This window comes from Ensifer sp. Root954, from assembly GCF_001429005.1.
Classification (GTDB): domain Bacteria; phylum Pseudomonadota; class Alphaproteobacteria; order Rhizobiales; family Rhizobiaceae; genus Ensifer; species Ensifer adhaerens.
In genome coordinates, this window is record NZ_LMJM01000049.1 from 1 (window position 1) to 17993 (window position 17993).

At 59.4% G+C, this 17993-nt stretch carries 17 protein-coding genes; 11 read left to right on the forward strand and 6 right to left on the reverse strand.

Translation table 11 applies throughout. The annotated features are described in order from the left end of the window. Positions 1-184 (forward strand): aldehyde dehydrogenase family protein (locus tag ASE71_RS27805; protein WP_156411761.1); only part of this gene is annotated, 184 nt, incomplete at its 5' end. A gap of 150 nt (positions 185-334) precedes the next feature. Here the strand turns inward: ASE71_RS27805 and ASE71_RS36045 are convergent. Continuing rightward, positions 335-472 (reverse strand): hypothetical protein, encoded by a 138-nt coding sequence (locus ASE71_RS36045; RefSeq protein WP_156400760.1) that lies wholly within the window; start codon positions 470-472, stop codon positions 335-337. Here ASE71_RS36045 and ASE71_RS27810 point away from each other — a divergent pair. Continuing rightward, positions 472-1221 (forward strand): exonuclease domain-containing protein, encoded by a 750-nt coding sequence (locus ASE71_RS27810; protein ID WP_060521192.1) that lies wholly within the window; start codon positions 472-474, stop codon positions 1219-1221. The genes ASE71_RS36045 and ASE71_RS27810 overlap by 1 nt on opposite strands. 113 nt (positions 1222-1334) lie before the next feature. Continuing rightward, a complete protein-coding gene (locus tag ASE71_RS27815; RefSeq protein ID WP_063891283.1) occupies positions 1335-1904 on the forward strand; it encodes a 2'-5' RNA ligase family protein in 570 nt (189 codons plus the stop codon). A 160-nt stretch (positions 1905-2064) separates the two neighbouring features. Here the strand turns inward: ASE71_RS27815 and ASE71_RS27820 are convergent, their stop codons facing one another. From ASE71_RS27820 to ASE71_RS27835, 4 genes are all read right to left on the reverse strand, one after another. Continuing rightward, positions 2065-3288 (reverse strand): MFS transporter, encoded by a 1224-nt coding sequence (locus tag ASE71_RS27820; RefSeq protein ID WP_034791853.1) that lies wholly within the window; start codon positions 3286-3288, stop codon positions 2065-2067. Between the two features lie 37 nt (positions 3289-3325). Further along, on the reverse strand, positions 3326-3937 hold the full coding sequence (locus ASE71_RS27825) for a TetR/AcrR family transcriptional regulator (RefSeq protein ID WP_060521193.1): 612 nt from the start codon (positions 3935-3937) through the stop codon (positions 3326-3328). 325 nt (positions 3938-4262) lie between these two features. Continuing rightward, on the reverse strand, positions 4263-5912 hold the full coding sequence (locus ASE71_RS27830) for a caspase family protein (RefSeq protein ID WP_060521194.1): 1650 nt from the start codon (positions 5910-5912) through the stop codon (positions 4263-4265). A gap of 687 nt (positions 5913-6599) precedes the next feature. Beyond that, positions 6600-8582: an AI-2E family transporter gene (locus tag ASE71_RS27835; protein ID WP_060521196.1), complete on the reverse strand. Its 1983-nt coding sequence runs from the start codon at positions 8580-8582 to the stop codon at positions 6600-6602. A gap of 795 nt (positions 8583-9377) precedes the next feature. On the opposite strand from ASE71_RS27835, the gene ASE71_RS27845 reads away from it, so the two are divergent. From ASE71_RS27845 to ASE71_RS27880, 8 genes are all read left to right on the forward strand, one after another. Next, positions 9378-9641, forward strand: coding sequence for a hypothetical protein (locus ASE71_RS27845; protein WP_034791842.1), 264 nt, complete (start codon positions 9378-9380; stop codon positions 9639-9641). Positions 9642-9879: 238 nt separating this feature from the next. Next, the gene (locus ASE71_RS27850; RefSeq protein ID WP_051659234.1) at positions 9880-10191 is read left to right on the forward strand and encodes a hypothetical protein; all 312 of its coding nucleotides are present in this window, start codon (positions 9880-9882) and stop codon (positions 10189-10191) included. After that, the gene (locus tag ASE71_RS27855; RefSeq protein WP_060521197.1) at positions 10184-10432 is read left to right on the forward strand and encodes a hypothetical protein; all 249 of its coding nucleotides are present in this window, start codon (positions 10184-10186) and stop codon (positions 10430-10432) included. Before ASE71_RS27850 ends, ASE71_RS27855 begins: the two co-directional genes overlap by 8 nt. Positions 10433-10879: 447 nt before the next feature. Further along, entirely contained in the window at positions 10880-12223 is a 1344-nt protein-coding gene (locus ASE71_RS27860; protein WP_060521198.1) for an extracellular solute-binding protein, read from the forward strand. A gap of 75 nt (positions 12224-12298) precedes the next feature. Then, positions 12299-13189 (forward strand): carbohydrate ABC transporter permease, encoded by an 891-nt coding sequence (locus ASE71_RS27865; RefSeq protein ID WP_060521199.1) that lies wholly within the window; start codon positions 12299-12301, stop codon positions 13187-13189. Between the two features lie 7 nt (positions 13190-13196). Then, the gene (locus ASE71_RS27870) at positions 13197-14084 is read left to right on the forward strand and encodes an ABC transporter permease subunit (protein ID WP_060521200.1); all 888 of its coding nucleotides are present in this window, start codon (positions 13197-13199) and stop codon (positions 14082-14084) included. A gap of 42 nt (positions 14085-14126) precedes the next feature. Beyond that, on the forward strand, positions 14127-15248 hold the full coding sequence (locus ASE71_RS27875) for a sn-glycerol-3-phosphate import ATP-binding protein UgpC (RefSeq protein WP_060521201.1): 1122 nt from the start codon (positions 14127-14129) through the stop codon (positions 15246-15248). Between the two features lie 27 nt (positions 15249-15275). Further along, on the forward strand, positions 15276-16190 hold the full coding sequence (locus ASE71_RS27880; protein WP_060521202.1) for a sugar phosphate isomerase/epimerase family protein: 915 nt from the start codon (positions 15276-15278) through the stop codon (positions 16188-16190). A 794-nt stretch (positions 16191-16984) separates the two neighbouring features. Here the strand turns inward: ASE71_RS27880 and ASE71_RS27890 are convergent. Beyond that, a complete protein-coding gene (locus ASE71_RS27890; RefSeq protein WP_082566511.1) occupies positions 16985-17518 on the reverse strand; it encodes an NUDIX hydrolase in 534 nt (177 codons plus the stop codon). Between the last annotated feature and the right edge of the window lie 475 nt (positions 17519-17993).

The window sequence follows — 17993 nt, forward strand, 5'->3', positions numbered from 1 at the left end:
GCGCAGCGCCCACCGCCTGGCAAGCGAGGTCGAAAGCGGAATGATTTCGATCAACCATCTGGGCCTGGCGCTCCCCGAAGTCCCCTTCGGCGGCATCAAGGATTCCGGCTACGGCACCGAGGGCGGTTCCGAAGCGATCGAGGCCTATCTGGAAACACGCTTCGTCACGCGAAAGAGCGTCTGACGCCGCAGCAGGTGAAACGTGGTCTGAGGAGCGACGTCCTCTTGCGGTCTTCCGTGGATACAGTGGCGAATTTTCCACAACCCTGACGGTTTCAGTCCTTGGACAACGAGGTATGGCTCGTGAGGGATAGAAGTTCGACTTTGCACAACGTCATTCGAAGTGGCAGGCATGACCTTGCGGCACTAGATAATTGAGCATCGCTGCCTTGATGGTGGAGGAGAGAAAGCCGTAGTGGCCGGCTCGCATCGAAAGCATGGTTGCCGCAGTAGGACGAAGGACAGCAGGCATTGTCGACATCCCGCGTTCGCGTCATCGATCTGGAAACGGCCGGCAACGGACCGAACGACGTCTGCGAAATCGGGTGGCAGGACGTGGTCCTTGAAGACAATGGACGGTGGGTCGTCAACGACGAACGCGGCGCATTGATGGTCAATCCGGGGCGGCCGATTTCGCCCGACACGATGGCCATCCATCATATTCTCGACGAGCAAGTCGCCGGCGCGCCCTACTGGAAAAATGTGGCGCCAGAAGTGTTGCATCCGCACGGCGGGATCGACGCGTTGGCCGCACATCGTGCAGCCTTCGAACAACGGTATTGCACGCCTCGTCTCACCGGCGGCTTGCCCTGGATCTGTACCTGGAAGTGCGCCCTACGGATTTGGCCCGATCTGCCACGATTTTCCAACCAGATGCTCCGCTACCAGCGTATGCCGGAAGGGCTCGTTCACGAGATAGGTCTTCCGGCCCATCGAGGCATGCCGGATGCCTACGTGACGGCCCATCATCTGCGCGATCTGTTGAACGCTGCATCGCTCGATCAGTTGCTGGCGTGGAGTGCCGAGCCGGGCTTGTTGCCGCGCGTGCCCTCCGGGCCTGATCGTGGGAAGGGCTGGGATCGCCTTAGTACGGAGACGCTCACCGAATTTCTTCGCGATAGAGATAGCGACATCCGCTTCAGCGCCCAGACCGAGTTGCAAAGGCGCGGTGAATTCGAACCTACCGCTGCCGACGAGCCAGTGCAGCAAACCTTGCTATGACTGGAACTGTGCGTCGCGCATGCGCCGAATGAAGGGCGGCACCAGGGTGGCGCTCGGCGAACGCGGTGATCTGCCTTGGTGAAGTACTCTACTCAGCATCGACAGGAATTGCCTTGAAGACACGCAAACCGCTTATCCTCACAGCCCGGATCGCGGAGATCGATCTTGAGATCTTCGATCGCCTTCGAAACGCGCATTTCCCGTCGGAGCGAAACTTCCTCCGCGCTCACCTCACGATGTTTCATCGTTTACCGGGCGAACACCTCGAGCGGATCGTTGGAGAATTGCAGGCCGCGGCCACCAAGCGTGACCAGATCCGCGCGCAGGCAGCCAGTGTTCGCCATCTCGGCGCGGGTGTGGCGTTCACGATCAGAAGTCTTGAGCTTGAAGACCTTTATGCAGAACTAAAGCGCGCTTTCATGCCATGGCTGGGCGGTCAGGACATGCAGAGGTGGCAGCCGCATATCACCGTCCAGAACAGGGTTTCGCGGTCAGCCGCAGACACCTTGCACCGGCAACTGACACACGATTTCAAACCACGATCGTTGACGCTGGAGGGCCTGGATCTTTGGAGATATCTAGGCGGACCTTGGCAGCTCGAACGAGCGGTCTGTTTCGAGATCTCCGCTCTCCGTACAGCGCCATTGGCCGGCTCAGCGGCGATCGTTGACGATCATCGCTGAGCCACATGGGCGGACAGATGCTTTATCCGCGCGCTTATGACCAACAGGGTCGGGGCACAGAGACCTCGAAAGAAGACTGTGGGCCGCACCAGGAAGAGACCGCCTACCCGTCACATCGCGCGGAGGCGTACATCGATGACGGATGCGATGCCGAACTCGCTCAACTCTCCGAGCATCGTTCTGACCGGGTCTCGGTCAGGAAGATGGCGAACGCTGTGGCGGGCAGTGCGAGGCCGATCATGGAGGCGAGCCACCATCCACCAGAGGCAAATGCCCAGGCACCCAGGGCAGAGCCAATGGCGCCGCCAGTGAAGAAGATTGCCATGAACAAGCCGTTGAGCCGGCTGCGCAAGTCCGCGCCGAGTTCGTAAATCGAGCGCTGCCCCGTCACCAACGTCATGGTGACGCCGAAGTCGAGCAGGATTGCAGCAAGCGTTAAAAATGTGAGCGCAAAGGTCGAACCTTCAGAGATTTGCGTCATCAGAAAAGCGGCCGCGACACTGACAAGGCCGAATGCCGTTGCCGGCCGCACCAATCCCTTGTCAGAAAGGCGCCCAGCGATGGGCGAAGCAATTGCGCCCGCAACACCGGCCAGGGCGAAAAGCGCAATGCCATTATGACCCAACCCAAAGCTGGGCCCGGCAAGATAAAGCGGCGTCACGGTCCAGAAGAGGCTAAATGCGGCGAACTGACAGGCCTGATAGGCGGCGCGCCGCTGCAGGACCGGCTGCGTCGCGAGAAGCTGGGCCATCGACTTGAGCAGCTGGCCGTAGCTCAATCGACCCGCCGCAGGCATGCGGGTCGGCAATTGCGTCCATAGAAGGGCTCCAAGCCCGACCATGACGATCGCGGAAACATAAAACACGGTATGCCAGGAGCTGACGCCGGCAATTAATCCGGCAATCGGCCGCGCCATCATGATCCCAACCATCAAACCGCTCATGATATTGCCAACGACGCGACCCCGAACGGCATCCGGTGCAAGGTTGGCCGCGAACGGCACGATCATCTGGACAGCAACCGAGCCAAGCCCGATGGCGAGCGAAGCGGTGAGAAAGGGTCCAGGTGTGGTGGAGAGCCCGGCCGCGATCAGGGCAAGAGTAACCAGGCTGATCATGGTCACAATCAACCGACGATTTTCGAGGAGATCACCCAGTGGCACGAGGAGCAGCAACCCAAGGCCGTAGCCGATCTGGGTCACGGTCACGATCAAGCCTGTTGCCTCAGCCGGTAGGCCGATGTCGAGTGCGATCGGCCCGGCGAGTGGCTGCGTATAATAGAGGTTGGCGGCAATCAGGCCGCAGGCGGCGGCCATCAGAAAAGTCATGCCGGCGGAGAGACCGGCCGGGCGCTGCGACTGGGCGAGGGAAGCTGGAGTTGTCATGGAATGTGCCTTGGGAGAAAGGAGACGGGCGGGTTGATCAGTCGAGAATGCGCAAGATTGCTTCACCGGAAGGGAGCAGCTGGTTCTCCAGCTCTCCGGTCTTGCCGGCGATACGCACGCCCTGCAGATAGGAAAATAGCGCAAGCGCGGTACTCGCGGGATCGGCGTCATGGCGAATTGAACCATCTAACTGGCCATCGCGAATGAAACCTTCGAGCCGCGTGACGAGCTTGCGATTGTGTCCTGCGACCCTGGCGGCGATCTCGGCATCGGACAGAACCAGTTCCACGGCGGCACCGATGGCCAGGCATCCACGCCTGCCGGTCTCACCACAGGCGGACATTGCATAGAAACTGACGACGCAGGCAACCTTTTCGCGACCGGTGGAGGCTGAAGACAATGCCTGTTCCAGAAGGTCAGCTCGGACCTGCTTATAGCGGTCGTAGGCAGCGACGAAGACGTCACGCTTGTCCTGAAACGCCTTGTATAGGCTGCCGGCAGTCAGTCCCATTTCGGCTTTCAGTTCTGCGATGGAGGTTCCGTGATAGCCCCTCTCCGAAAATATGCGGATCGCCGCATCCAGAGCTTGGGTCATGTCGAACTCGCGGGGGCGCCCGACGGAGCGATGGGAGTTTCTTTCGGAATTCATCTGACGGCCTATTAGGAAACGATCGTTCCCTAATAGGCCGTCAAGGAGATTTGGTCAAGCCGCTTATCTATCGGCATCTATTGGAAAGACGAGTGGCGCGAGCTTAGATCGAACCCGTTGCAGTTGATGATGCCCCACATTACGCTTGGTATCGAGCACATTGGCTGACAGGAGCTGCAGCGTTGGTTCAGAGCGCAGACAAGTTGTCCGTGGGCATTCCACCGTGAATAAGCAAGCCGTCGATCTCCAGGCATTCATGTCCACGGCGTCGACGGAAGCACCTGAGGGCGATCGATCGCAAGAGCCCATGCCGGGGAGTTTCAGACTACATCCTGCTCATCGTGACAGTTCCTGAGCAACCGCTGCCCGCCCCGGTCCCCTTGAACCTGCCTTTCCCTTTGTCGTTCTTTATCATGCCGGTGAGGATGTTGCCGCCCTTGCGGCCTTTATGGACGAATGTGAGGGTCATATTAATAGTCCCATTCCTCGCGACTTTCCCCGCAAGCCCCGAGCTGGAGGATACAACGCCGTCATTTACCAGGATGGACGTTGAAAGCTCACGCCAATCACCGCAGTCCGTCGTCGCGTGCCTCGTTAGCTTCCACACGCCATTGAACACGCTCAAACCAGCCGCCACGCAACGATTTCGGCGGGCTTCCAGTCCGTTGCCACAGACGAGGGGGCAGACACGGCCACCGGCCGCCTTCAGACTATTCACGAGCTCCTCGGTGGGGGTGAGCGAGGCAAGCGTGATCCCCTTGCGTTCGGCATAGGCTTGCAGCGCCTTCTGACTGCCGCTACCCCATTTGCCGTCCACCTGCTCAAGGCATCCGACACGCACCAGTTCCCTTTGGGTGATCAGTGTGAGCTCACCGGCACTCATTTGGCTGGTCGGATCGCTTGATCCCTTCAAGCCTGGTGTGGTCTGCTCAAGTTTAGCAAGTTCGGGTGGCACGCCGGTGACCTTCGGCAGGGCGGCACGCTTGAGGTCGCCCTGCCCCAGTTCAGCCGTCTCCCGTTCCTTATCCCGCGCTTCAATCGCTGCGATTTTCAGTTTCGCAAGCGTGACGAAGGCGCCGCTTGGGTATTGCTGAAGGTAGGCTTCAAAAAAGTTCCTCTCGGTCGCGTCCTTGATGGAATTCCAAAAGGAAAGCTCCACACTTCTGTCGGTGTCCGATGTGACCACCGCCGAGTTCGTTGGCGTCTCGGGGATTTTCGCCGGGTTCAGCACAACCGGGCCCGTCAGTGAGGAACTATCCCAGGGAATCTGCTTACCGCCGGTGACCTGCAAAACGGCGCGACGCACAGCAATCAGGTCATCCGTTATGCTCTGCCCGGGTGTGCCGAGGTGTTGAAGCAAGGCCGACGTAAACGGGGAGTTTCGACCGGCCCCGTCGAGCGCAACGTTTCCCGGCTGCGTGGCGAACGCAATCAGCGACCCCACACCTGTATCGAGTTTGGCCAGGCCTCGACCGACGACTACAGACCGTGTTCCGAGCGACCGGGCCAAATTCGTAGCGAGCGGATTGTCACGGCAAGCGTCGAGGAAAACCAGATTGACCTTGGCGTTGCGCTCCATGGCAGCAAGCACGAGTTCGATCGGCAGCGCCTCGAAGTCTAGATCATTGTTCGATTTCAGCTGCGCGTCGATCGGGATGATATAATTGCCACCGTTCACCTGCAGCCCGTGCCCGGCATAGAAAAAAAGCGCCACGTCTGCGCCTTCGACCTTGCCGACGAACTCTCGGATCACTCCCCGCATTCCTGTCAAATCGAGGTCCCGACCCGTTACCACCACGAAGCCCAGTGCTGTCAATTTCGACGCCATGTCGCCGGCATCATTTTGCGGGTTCGCGAGCTGAGGTGCGTGTCTATAGGCGGAGTTCCCAATGACCAGCGCGACGCGCTTTTCGGCCCAGACGGGGGAGCCCACAAAAAAGAGCAAGAGCAAGACAGCGGCACGAAGGGAATTCATGAAGCAGCTCCACCACTCCGATCCCGAGCCGAGCGTTTGACAGCCACAGCGCGCAACCGTTGCCGTCACTTCATCGGAGCGGCCCCAAAAGGCCGCGACGGGAACATCAAGAATGATCCTGCCGGAGCATGTAGTCAATCGACGTCGGAAAGCAGATGAGATCAACAATCGACGGTTGCTGGTCTAAAAAAGAGCCTCCTGATCGTGTGGTTACTCCAAACTGCCCGCATGGAAAAATGGATAATCCTGACTGCTCATAAATATCCATCGGTACTAGTTCAGAATTACTAAAGAACGAGTGGCTCCCACTACTGTCGATTTAGAATCTACTTAATTTCGAAGGAGCGAACATGGTGAGGATCTTTCTCCTGCTTACAGCGCTGGCCGTCCCGTTGGTCGCAATCGCTGATGATGAAACTGACCGTGCACAGGCCGGTGGATTACAATTCCGCGCGCTGAAGAAGTGCGTACGAAAGGCGCCCGCGGGCGAGTTCGGTAGAAAATGCGACATTCCAGCAGTCGGGTGGCCAGGGGCTGAACGACTTTGGCTGCCTAGTGTCTCTCAAGGTGCCGGCTGAACAATCTGTTTAGCACTTCCACGTGCTTCGTCGCCTTTCGGGGGAAGCATTTCCAGACAAATAGCACTCGACTTTGATCCGTCCGACGAATTGGCTCACCAGAGCTGCCCTATCCGCCATGGGCCGGCCCTCGCACCGCCGCACGACCGGCGCTCCCCGGATGTGCCGACTTGAAGGGTTGCGGTGGTTCCGTCGACAGCGCCTCCCGGATGGCGTCCGTGATCGCAGAAACGACAAAGTCCGCCTGCGTTTCCTCAACGAGGAACTTCCCGGCTTCGTGTTCGTCCACGTCCTGCCATAGGACGATGCCGACCCGCGCCCCAGGAGCCAGTCGCTTCAGGCGACGGACAAGGAATTTGGCGTGGCGCATGGATTCTCGATCGAGAACAGTGAGAACGATGGCATGCCGACCTTCTGTCGGCAGCTCCTTGATTTTTTGCGGCCTGAGAGCTTCATGGCTGAAGTAATTGACGTCCGCGCCTTGTACCCGCAGAACCTGCAGGAGCATCATCGCCGTGACATCATCGAGCGCACTTCGCCCTCCTAGGCAAAGCACGGATCGCCCTTCACCAGGAGGGAGTTCATAATCGTTCTCTTTTTCATCGGTATCGCGGTCGGGATCTTCGCTTTTGTCTTTGTCTTTGTCTTTGTCTTCGTCTTCCTCTTCAACCGCGATCTCCTCGAGGTTGGCAACCAGTGTACCTGCACTTTCGGCAACCCGTGCTCCTTGCTCTTCCGTCAAGGCACCACGCATACGGTCACTTTCGGCCAGAAGCAGCGCGGGAATGGCAACCGTGTCGTAAAATTCGACGAGGTACATTTCCTCAAGCATCTCCTCTGCATTATCCGTTGCTTCGTCCGGGTCTCCCGCCAGCAACCGTTGGTAAAGGCGCTCTTTCGGATTGAGGACGGGCTCATTGCCCAACAGAATTTCGAGGAATTCGAACTGCCGGACGTGACGGCCAAGCACAACCAGGCAGACGGTGAGCGGGGTCGACAGTACCAGTCCAACCGGGCCCCAGAGCCAGGCCCAGAAGATGGCAGCAACAATGATCGCAAGGGGAGACAGTCCTGTGCGAGACCCATATAGCAAGGGCTCGACAACGTTGTTGCTTAACAGTTCAAGAGCAATGAAGAGCCCAAGCGTCAGAACCACCAAGCTCCAGCCCGGAGCTGCTGCGAACGCGAGAAACAGGGGCAACGCAGCAGCAATCACCGGGCCGATATAGGGCACGAAGCGCAGCATGATCGCGAGCATCCCCCACAAAAGTGCGTTTGGAATCCCTAAAAACCAAAGGCCAATCGCGAGCGGCACCCCATAGGTGATGTTGACGACAAGTTGCATGAGCAAATACTGGCCCACACGAGCGCCCGCATCTTGGAGTGCCTCGGTCGTTCGATGAAGATCGCCATACCCGACAAGCCGAATGAATCGGTCGCGCAGATCCTCTCGCTCGAACAGCATGAAGATGACGACAACGATGACGAGGCCAGCGGTTGCCAAGGGACCTAGGAGCGGATTGATGACGCTCATCAGGATTTCGATCGGGCGCTGCGGCGAAAATATCTCTACCAGAAGCGGCTTCGGTTCAGGCGCGGTCGCGGGCGACACAGCCACATCTTTTTCAGGTCGGCTGAGCTCGATGCTGATCCGCTCCATCACCCGGCTCAATCGATCGAGTATCTGGCTGTCCGACCCAGCTTCTTTTAGGGAGCGGACCTTCTCGACGATATTTGACTGGTATCTCGGCACATCCCGCGCGACCTCGCTGATTTGCAGCGCCACCATGGCGCCAAATGCGCTGAGGAACAGGAAAGCCATCGTCACGGTTCCGATAACCGCGACCGAGCGAGGGCAGCCGGCGCGGCGCAGCCTTGAGACAACGGGTGCAAGAGCAAACGTCAAAAGGATGGCAATCGCCAGGGGAAGGAAGACATCCCTGGCAATGTAGAGCACCGCCACCGTTGCAGCAATTGCTGCAAGCGTTGGCAGTTTCGAAGTCTCAGCAGCTGCCCGCGACAAGGTCAGCGGATGCAATTCGACGGCCATATTGACCGGTTCTTTCCCACTCTTGCGCGAAAATCTCAGCATCGAACCTCCCGGGCCTTCCAGGCGTACCCCTTCTGGTCTCCAATTGCGAACCCTCCGGCCCGGTGGTTCTCAAGCTACGGGCAGGCGTCATCCATCCATAGGCACTGCCGATCAGCACCAACCAAACTGATAATATTAGAACGGACGCAAAAATAAGCCAGACGGCGAGGTCCCGATGCCAACGGCCAACCTGGCCTGGAACGTTGCAGGACCTGTCGACACCGGCTCACCCGAGTGGCAATGGTCGGGGTGATGATGCGCGGCTCGCGGCGGAATTGTAGCCCCATTTGAGTAAGCGCCTAAGCATTGATCCCCAATTTCAGACGTGTTGGTATCCGCTCTCAATCGAGGGAGCGTTATGTTTGACGATGAGATCGAAATCGAGTGCCCCGAGTGCGGCCACGAAAACGGGACACCGGTCGACCGAGTGAGGGACGACGAGCACGTCCCCTGTGAAAGGTGCGGAAGCGCCATCGCGCTGGGCCGACGGAAGCATTTGCTCATCATCGAGCACGTCACCAAGAACATCGCGAAACTCAGGCGCTCGCTCACCAAATTCAGGCAAAGCTCTCCCGCTGCCCGCCGGAGGCCCCGAGGAAAGTCGTAGATGGGACTGCGTCCCTTCGCGCTTTGAAGGCTCCCGTGATTTCAAACGCGTCGGATGGCCCAGCCGTCTCGCGCGCACCCTTCAACGATGATGGCGCGGAGCCGGGAACAACAGGAAAGTCGCACGCGTTTTAGCGAAAGCTTGAGGATAGCTTGATGCGCTCTACTGCGGATCCAAGGAGGTCCGTTATGGCAAAGCATCCAAGATACGTATCGCCGAAACAGACGGGCTTGTACCCGGATCGAGATCTGGACTGTCAGATGGCAATGGAAGATGTTTTCCAATCGGTCGCCGAATATGGCGAGGCGGCCGGCTGGAGCGAGCGCGAGGTCGCCGACGCGTTGATTGAACTGGCGCATAACCGGTGGTTCATGCTGGATGCCAAGGAGAAGATGTTCGAGGAAGGGGCCGGCGTCATCATTCGCAAGGATAGGACCTCCCCACTCCACTGAGCTACTCGGCCTCCATCTTGGCGACGAGGAGAAAATTAAGCGGGAACGGGACCGATTTCATCGCGGGCGGTTTCTAGGGCGGGCCGCTGTATTCCATCCTGCCGGCCCACGCAGACAACGCACTCTCATCGCCCTCAGGCGCCTTTCGGGGCGATTTCTTTTGGCATCAATAAATTAGCAACCCGACAAGGAACAAGGTCTGCATCGGTGAGTTGAGACTCCGAGAAGGAGTTTGCTTATGATTTTTATACGACCTGAATTCGATTGCCGGGGCGGCGGAGGGGCTGACGTCTCAGGGCTGATCGCCTCGATCAAATACGCTCTGGCTTCCGAAGCGCCCTTCGATACGCAAAATCTCTGCTTCAGAGTGCTCGGAACATCCGTCGTCATCGAGGGTCAGGTCAGCCATAGCAGTGGTGACGATTTTGTCCGCCGTATTGCCGAGGATATTGCCGGGGCTGACCGGGTCCTCGTGCGCGTCGGTTGTCCTCGAAGCAACGGACTTTCGACGATCGGCGAAAGCATACGCAAGGAGAACGGTGATGCCTAACACAGGCGGTAATAGCGAGAGCCTCGCGAATAGGCTGACAGCACACGGACGCGAACCGACCGATTTCCCCGACGATAGCCCGCTCGGCAAGGGCGATTTGCGCGAACCGCGCGAGCCAGTGCCGGAATTTGACGAACCCGATGACGAAGACGATCTCGACGAGATCGAGGAAATAGAGCTCGAAAGCATCTTTGATCCGGACAGATACGACCCCGACGACGACTTTCCTCCTCCGGGATAGCAATGGTCTGGTCCAACTTTTCGGAAGAGAAGATGGAACCTGTTCGAGGCATCTGCGTTTTCGTTTCGTGGAACCCTGAGCCCCCGATCAGGGTGACGCCTTCACCATCCCTCCGGAAGTGAAGCCCCGATAAGCCAATGGCCTCGTCGCCGCCCGACGGGGCCATTCCTTTTCATGGCCCTTAATTCGGGGGTGCATTTTCGCTCCTGGGGACCACAATGGGGCTCGTCGGAGGCGCACGCACTTCCTGAGGTTGCCCAACTTTGCACCATCAAGGGCAAAACGGGGAGATTGGTTAGCCTGCCTGTCTCGCGCCTGCGTTACGAAACTTTCATTTTATCATCATGCAGATTGTCACGGACTGTCACACGCAACTGTTAGCAAGCGCCCCGGCTTCATCGTGCCACCGATCCTGGTGTCTGCCATCCTGCAAGGAGCGTTTTGCAAATGAGAGTCTCCGTCACTACCTCCGTATGCCTCGGCCTGATGGCTAGCGTCGCGTTTGGCGCGCCAGCCGCAGCCGCCGAAAAGACGAAATTCGAGTTCTGGTACGGCCTTTCGGGCGATCTTGGCGAACGCGTCCAGGATGCCTGCAAGAAGTTCAACGAGAGCCAGTCAGAATTCGAGATCGTCTGCACCTCGCAAAACGGTTACGACACCACCCTGCAAAACACGATTGCCGCCTACCGCGCCAAGAAGCAGCCGGCGATCACCCAGATCTATGATGCCGGCACGCTCGACATGATGCTGTCCGGCGCCTTCCTGCCTGCAAAGAAGCTGATGGCCGACAATGGCTACACCATCGACTGGAACAACTATTTCGGCGGCATCGCCAACTACTACGCAACGGCGAAGGGCGAGCTGAACTCCTTCCCGTTCAACTCCTCGACCGCGATGTTCTACTACAACGTCGACGCCTTCCAGAAGGCCGGCATCGACTTCAAGCCGGACACCTGGGAGCAGGTCGAGGAAGCAGCCCGCAAGCTGAAGACGGCCGGCTTCGAATGCCCGCTCGCATTCAACTTCGACACTTGGCCGCTGATGGAGCAGTTCTCGGCGATCCACAACCAGCCGATCGCAACCAAGGCGAACGGCTATAACGGACTGGACGCCGAGCTTGTCGTCAACAAGACCAAGTTCGTCGACCACGTGAAGTTCTTCAAGAAGATGGCTGACGAGAAGCTCTTCGTGGTCAAAACCAAGCAGCTCGGCATGGACATCGTCCCAGCCTTCACGTCCCAGACCTGCCAGATGATCCAGACCTCGGTCGCCGACCACGGCACGATCGGCAAGACCCTTCCTGAGAATGTGAAATGGGAAGTCGCCATGTTGCCGGTCTGGAAGGGCACCGAGCGTCAGAACTCGCTGGTCGGCGGCGCATCGCTCTGGGTGCTCGCCGGTCGTCCGGAAGCCGAATACAAGGGTGCAGCCGCCTTCCTCAACTATCTTGCAACTCCGGAAATGGCCGAGTGGTGGTCGACGGTGACGGGCTACATCCCGGTGACCAAGACCGGCTTCGACGCCATGAAGGCCAATGGCTTCTACGACAAGGCTCCCTATAAGGGCCGCGAACTCGCCATCCAGAGCCTGTCCTTCACCCCGACCTCGGAAAACACCCGCGGTATTCGGCTAGGCGGCTTCACGCAGATCCGCAAGGAGTTCGCAACCGCCCTTGAAGCAATCTTCATGCAGAACGCAGACGTACAGGGCGAACTCGACAAGACGGTGGAACGCGGCAACGCAGTTCTGCGCCGCTTCGAAAAGACCTACGCCGGACAGACGCTGAACTAAAATCTGATCCGCCCGGAGCCTGCCACAATATCGGTGGGCTCCGATCGCTCTTCTTGCGCATTGGAATTTCGACATATGGACAAGCGCGCGGCCTTTCGCAGCTGGTGGCTGCCCAGCCTATTCGCCCTGCCGCAGATCATTTTGATCCTGCTCTTTTTTTATTGGCCCGCTGTCGCCGTTTTGCGATGGGCCTTCACGTTGGAGCCCCCATTCGGCGGTGCTGCCGAGTTCGTCGGCCTTGCCAACTTCCAGGAAGTCTTTGCCGATCCGCTCTATTGGAACTCCGTTGGCGTCAGCCTGGCATTTGCGCTTTGTGGAACGCTTGCCACCATTTTCATCGGTCTTGTTCTTGCCCTTGCTGTCGACCGGCAATTGCCGGGCTCCGCGCCGTTCCGGTTCCTCTACATTCTGCCCTATGCGATTGCGGGACCGGCGGCCGGTATGGCCTTCCGTTTCATCCTGTCGCCCGAGCGCGGGCTGATGGCCTCGGTCAACGCGGCCTTTCCGGACTTCTGGAACCCGGCCAAATACGGCAGCCACGCACTCATCCTCGTCATCGTCGTCTTTGCCTGGAAGTGGGCGGGCTACACCTTCATCTTCCTGCTCGCCGGCCTGCAGTCGGTCCCGCGCTCCCTGATCGAGGCAGCCGCGATGGACGGCTGCGGCCCGATCCGCCGCGCGGTCGATATCCAGATCCCGTTGCTGGCGCCAACGCTCTTCTTCCTGCTGGTGATCATGATGACCGAGGGTTTCGTCGGCGCCGATACCTATGGCATCGTCGCACGCACGACCGATGGGGGCCCGAACCACGGCACCGACGTGATGGTCTACCGCATCGTCGAGGAGGCGTTCCGAGGCCTGAACTACTCGGGTGCCTCGGCCCAGAGCCTCGTGCTCATCGGCCTCATCATGATTTTCACCTTCATCCAGTTTCGCTTCATCGAGCGCCAGGTCCATTACAAGTGAGGCTTCCATGATCCAGCGGACACCCTTTGCCAACGCGCTGACCTATGGTGTGATGATCTTCGGCTTCCTGCTTTTGATCGGCCCCTTCATCGTCATCGTGTCGGGCGCCAGCCAGACCTTCCAAAAGGTCAACGCCATACCCTTCAGTTTCGTGCCGCAGGATCGCCTCTTCGAGAATATGGGTGCTGCCTGGTCGCGCGCCAGCCTCGGCACGGCGATGCTCAACAGCTTCGTCATGGCGAGCCTGGTCACGGTCGGCAAGGTAGCGCTGTCGGCGCTGACGGCCTTTGCCATCGTGTTCTTCCGAACACCTCTGAAAGGCTTTTTCTTCTGGATGGTGTTCATCACCCTGATGCTGCCGCTCGAAGTGCGCGTGGTGCCCACCTATGCCGTCGCCGCCGACCTGTTCCAGCCGATCCGCTTGCTGATTTCCGCCGTCACCGGCTTCGAGGTCTCCGTCGACTGGAACCTTCTCAATTCCTATGCCGGCCTCACATTGCCGCTGATCGCCACGGCGACTGGGACCTTTCTCTACCGCCAGTTCTATCTGACCCTGCCGGACGAACTGGCGGAGGCTGCGCGCATGGACGGGTCAGGCGCAATCCGCTTCTTCATCGATATGCTGCTGCCGCTGTCGCGCACCAACATGCTCGCGCTGACCACGATCATGTTCGTCTACGGTTGGAACCAGTATCTCTGGCCCCTCCTGATGGTGACGGACCCGCAATACAAGACCACGATGATGTCGCTGGTTGCACTCCTGCCAGCTGACAACGGCACGCCGGACTGGAACGTGACGCTTGCCGGATCGCTGATCATCATGCTGCCACCGCTCATCGTCGTCGCCGTGCTGCAGCGGTGGTTCGTGCGCGGCCTCGTAGCCACGGAAAAATGACCCCGCTTTCCCCAAACAGAAGAAACAGAGAGGTCCGCGCTCATGGCTGACATCGCAATCCGCGCCGTGCGTAAATCCTACGGCAAGAACCCCACCCTGCATGGCATCGACCTCGCCTTTGCGTCGGGAGAATTCGTCGTGATCCTCGGCCCGTCCGGCTGCGGGAAATCGACGCTTCTGCGGATGATCGCCGGGCTGGAGGAGATCACCTCAGGCGAGATCGCGATCAACGGGAAGGTCGTGAACCGGCTCGAACCGCGCGAACGCGGCTGCGCCATGGTGTTCCAGAACTACGCTCTCTATCCGCACATGACCGTTGCGGGAAACATTGGCTACGCCTTGAAGGTGGCGGGCGTCGCAAAGGCGGAGCGCCTGCGCCGGATTGAGGAGACCGCAAAGATCGTGGGGCTTTCCGATTATCTCGATCGCAAACCGGCGGCGCTTTCCGGCGGTCAGCGGCAGCGCGTCGCGATGGCACGCGCGATCATTCGCGAGCCGAACGTGTTCCTGTTCGACGAACCGCTTTCGAACCTGGACGCCAAACTCCGCGTCACCATGCGGGCCGAGATCCGCAAACTGCATCAGCGCCTCCAGGCAACGTCCATCTTCGTCACGCATGACCAGGTCGAAGCAATGACGCTGGCCGACAAGCTGGTCGTGATGAACAGGGGTGTGGTCGAACAGGTGGGCCAGCCGCTCGACATCTATCACCGTCCGGCAAGCATCTTCGTCGCATCCTTCATCGGCTCTCCGGCAATGAACCTTTTCGATGCCGTGGTCGACGTCGACAACGCCTGCCTCACATTCGGCGGTACGAAGATGCCGATCGAAAGAGGTCTGGCCACCCGACTGGGCGCAAGGCAGATCACGGTCGGCATCCGCCCCGAACAATGTGTCGTTGCGCCTGAAGGCGTCTCGATCAAGGTGGATTTCATCGAGGAGCTCGGCTCCGGCCGCGTCATCCACTCGGAACTGAACGGCTATCCCTTCGCGGCCACAGTCGACGAGCACACGCGCGTGCGGCCGGGCGAGAGGATCACCCTGGAACTGCCGCTCGCGCACCTGCATCTCTTCGACAAGGAGACCGGCCGAAGGATCGAGGTCGATCTGGAGCCGCGTGCCATCCGCAATTCCGCTAGCCAACCGACACTCCAAGCAGTCTGATCGTTTTCATAAATCAGGAGAACCGTGATGAACGACATCATTTCCGCCGTAGGATTCTGCAACCGGACGGGCAAGGGTGACCTTTCGACCCTTGATGCTTCCCTGCGTGAGATTGCAGAGACGGGCGCTGACGCCTGCGAGATCGGGATCTATGGCGAAGAGATCGTCAGCGGCGGCCGCATCATCGAAGACCGCGTCCAGCGCGTCGCCGAGATCACGAAGAGGTACACTTTCAACAAGCTATCGCTGCACGGCCAGATCGTCTCCAACTTCATGGATCGCCAGCACCATCATCTGCAGAAGAAGGTCGTAAGAGCGATGCTCGAGTTGTGCGACCGGCTTGGCGCGGGGATCCTCGTCCACCACTCCGGTGCAGCACAGCTTGCCGCCGGCGAGAACGCCGCTGACCTCGACAAGATGGAACGTGACGCGCTCGCAGAAATGGCCGAGATTGCCAAAGGCTACGGCGTTCGCATCGCGCTTGAGAACATCTTCACGACGGAAAGCGGCCAGTACCGCCAATCCCCGAGCCAGGTTGCCGAAACGGTGCGGGCGATCGGTTCCGACAACGTGGTCGCACTCATCGACTTCTCGCATGCCTATATCGAGGCCACGCATCGCGGGCTCGATTTCCGTGATGAACTCAGGGCCATGGCTCCGGTGACCGGTCACCTTCATGTTCACGACAGTTTCGGCCTGCCCTGTACCATGAACCGCTTCTATCATCCGGCGGAAGCAACCGCGCTCGGCATCGGGGACCTGCATTTGCCGATCGGCTGGGGCGACATTGCTTGGGATGACATCTTCTCTGAGCTGACCTTCCTTCCCGATACGACGCTGATCATGGAAATCAGCGCCGAGCGCTTTGCCGATCAGCAGCTGGCGTGCCTGGAGCAAGCCAGGCGACTGGCGGCAGGCGTGGGGCTTAGGCGCGCTGCTTAACGTGCCACCGACGGCCCTGGCGGACAGCTGAATGGTGCTTCCGGCTTGTCGCAAGCAAGGACACCGGCAGGATCAAGTGTTACCGAGGCGCGCCAATCGACGAGAAGTGCGCCTCAACGTGGCAAACCTGCGCGCAAGCGCATCTGGTCTGCGCCTCTCAGCTGCGGGGCGTCGCCAGAGACCGGCCATATCGATGACGTCGTCTCCGGGCGATGACGTGAGGGGGAACCGAAGCTTTTTCCTTCGGCTTTGTTTGCACAGCCTTTCGCGGTCGACCACCGCTACCACTTTCATGCAACGAACAGAACCGGCGATCAGTGTCCCAATCGCCGGTTCGACCGTCTCACCGGTCGCGCGGTGGACAACAGGGGATACTAGCGGGTCTTCCTGTCATCGAGATCCACGCCTTCAAGCCTCGCCATCAGTGTAGCGCGATCCTCGACTGACCTGAGGCGGACGGTCAAGGCGGTACTCTTGACCGGGACCTGCGGAGGCAGGGACAAGGCGATACCTGGGATGTTCTCGGCGGCCCACTGCTTGAATCGGGGCAGCTTGTTTGCGCCGCTGATCGGCAAAGTATGACTGTATCTGAAGCTCATTGCTTATTCTCTCTGTATGCGGATTTGGCCGGACAGGTCGGCATTTGAGGGATCAACCCCGGGAGGCTCCTGGCGCCGCTCTTGCCGTCGCAGGTAGTGGCGCCAGGCATTCATCGTGCGCGACTGACCCTATGGCTGCAGACGGACTTAACTGGCCGCCGATACTTTTCGAGGTGCGGGAACGTCGACACTTGTCTAGCGCCTCAACATGAGGATCTCGTCGAGCGCCGATTTTTTCCCGGTTGCGCCGGTCGGTGGCTCCAAACATTCAGACGCGGCATCCAGGGTGCGCACGAACTCCGAAAGTTCGCGGTCATCAAGCTTGTCCGCCGCCGCGGCGAGCGAAAACCAACGCCGCTGCCTTTGTGCTTTTTCCCGCCAATCAACCAGTGTCCCGCGCACGTTCAGCCCAAACACAGCCACGCGGCAGGCAACGTTTGCGCCGTTATCCAGGCGTTTCATGTAGCGATAGGTCGTCACCGGCGCCTTAGAGAGGACGCCAATGACACCGCCCTCCTCCAACGCTTCCCGCGACGCGGTCTGGCGGGGCGCAAAACCCTTCATTGGCCATCCCTTGGGCACGATCCACCGCCAGCGGCTCCGCGACGTAACGAGCAAAATCCTTGCCTCACCATTCTTGGCGATGCGCCAGGGAAGAGCTCCGACCTGCTGCATCTCTTCCGGGGCAGCGTCCTCAGCGGCGCAACAGTTCTTATTGGTGTCCTTCATTTTCCGCTCCCCCTGCCAAACGCGCAGAGAACTGGCGGATGCGCGCTCCGTTCGCGCACGACGCACGAGTTGCGGCAGGTGGCAGCGCAGTGCGTCTTGCACCACGGGCAACGGCGAGCAGAACGGGGAAGGTGCCGGTTGCAAGCGATGCAAACGGGGCGGGCTGGAGACGCGGGCATAGATACACTCCGTCAATAATGAACCGCACTGTTGGTCAGTGGATTCCCGGAGCGGCGGGGGCTATGGCGGCGTTACAGGATCAGGGTAGCCGGCTCCGGGTAAGGGAGCGTGCTTGCTCGATGAGCCGCGATATCCTGATGAAAGTTTCCGTATGCATACCCCTCACATCGCCCTTTCGTGCAAGCACATCAATGGGCAATTTTGTCGCGCCATGCCCAACACAAGAGCGCCATAGAAATCGCGCGTTCAGGTAAGCGGCGCTAAAGGCTCAGTTTCGGATAACTGGTTTTCAGAA